We start from the raw sequence: 1,623 nt of genomic DNA on the forward strand, positions 1-1,623 counted from the left end.
TCTGACCCGAAAATCGGGTGAGTCGGGGGCGCGCGGCAGCGAAGCCCGGGGTGTGGGGTCGGGCTTGGGCTGTAGGCGGGGCTGGCTCAGGTGGGGTAGTCGGGGCCGATAGCGGTGATCTTGCCGTCTTCGATGGTGATCTTCTGGCCGGTCAGTGCTTCGAGGTGACGGGCCAGTTGCCGGGTCTTCCGGTCGGTGTTGATGCGGCTGTCGTAGTGGTCTGGCCCCAGGTCCTGGTAGTGGGCCTCGGGGTCGGATAACAGGTGCCAGATGATGGTCAGGACTGAGTGGCCGGTGGCGACCAGGGCTCTCTTGGCGCCGCGGCGGCGGGCGAGGCGACGGTAGCGGGCGCCGAGGAAGGTGCGGGTGCGCCGGGCGCTGCTGGCGATCTCGCCAAGCGCGGCGCCCAGCCAGGGATTTCCCTTGCCGGTCGCCCCGCCGCGGGATGGTTTGCCGCCGGATTGCGTGGTCTGTGGGCAGAACCTCGCCCAGGACACCAGGTGGCCGGCAGTGGCGAAGCGGCTCATGTCCACTCCGATCTCGGCGATGATGTCCTGGGCCGCGATCGGTCCGATGCCGGTGACCTCGTCCAGCTGCTCCACCTGTGGCTGGTAGGGGGCGATGGCCTGCTCGATCTGGCGGGTGAGCGCGTCGATCTGCGTGCAGAGCCGGTCGATGTTGTCCAGCATCATCCGGCAGATGAAGGCGTGATGGTCGCTGAAATGACCCCGCAGCGCCTCGATCAGCACATCCTTCTTGCCGCGCATGCTGCCTCGGGCCAGCTGAGCCAGCTCGTGCGGGTTGCGCCGACCGGCGATCATGGCCTCCAGCATCGCCCGGCCGGAGGCGCCGTGGATGTCGCTGATCACCGAGCTGAGCTTGACCTGGGCATCTTCGAGTACGCCCTGGACGCGCTGCTTCTCGCGGGTGCGCTCCTGCGTGAGGCTGCGCCGGTAGCGGGTCAGGTCGCGAAGATGCCGGATCGGCTTGGGCGGCACGAAGCTGGGCCGGGCCATCCCGCGTTCGGCCACCTTGGCCAGCCAGATGGCATCCTCACGGTCGGTCTTGGGCCGACCGGGCAGGTGCTTGACCTGCTTGGCGTTCAGTAGCCAGCACTCGAAGTCGTCTTCCAGGGCGTAGAAGACCGGCTTCCAGTAGGTGCCGGTGGCCTCCATGACCACCAGTTGCACCTGTTCGATGCGCAGCCAGTCGCCCAGTGCCAGCAACTCAGCCGTCACCGCCGGGAAGGTGCGTACCTCCTGACGGCGGTAGCCGGCCCTGCTGCCCGGCACTCGTACACAGACTTTGACCTCGCTCTTGGCGATGTCGATGCCCGCCACCCGCTCGAACAACCGCTCGTGCTCTTCCACCTCGTCCATCCGCGCTCGCCTCCCGCGCACCGTGGTTCGACCTCAGATGGCCGCCCGCGGGAGTTCACGGGGAAGCGGAGAGTCTGACCCGCGTGCTCAAGGCAACAATGCAGGACCCCTGACACGAACTCCCAGCGTCTGACTTTTACACGGGCTCCTGCGGCGCCATGAAGCGATCGACGTCGGCGGGCAACCACACCCCGATTTTCACCCCAGCAGGGCAAGCGCGCAGCGCTAGGAAAGACTTTTACGG

General features: G+C 67.3%; 1 protein-coding gene. It reads right to left on the reverse strand.

Going from position 1 to position 1,623, the window contains the following annotated elements:
• Nucleotides 1–86 precede the first annotated feature (86 nt).
• Nucleotides 87–1,379, reverse strand: a complete 1,293-nt coding sequence (locus AB0B61_RS57425; protein ID WP_358450842.1) for an IS110 family transposase — start codon at nt 1,377–1,379, stop codon at nt 87–89.
• Between the last annotated feature and the right edge of the window lie 244 nt (nt 1,380–1,623).

Origin of the sequence: Nonomuraea sp. NPDC049158, from assembly GCF_040648335.1 — a bacterium.
Lineage (GTDB): Bacteria > Actinomycetota > Actinomycetes > Streptosporangiales > Streptosporangiaceae > Nonomuraea.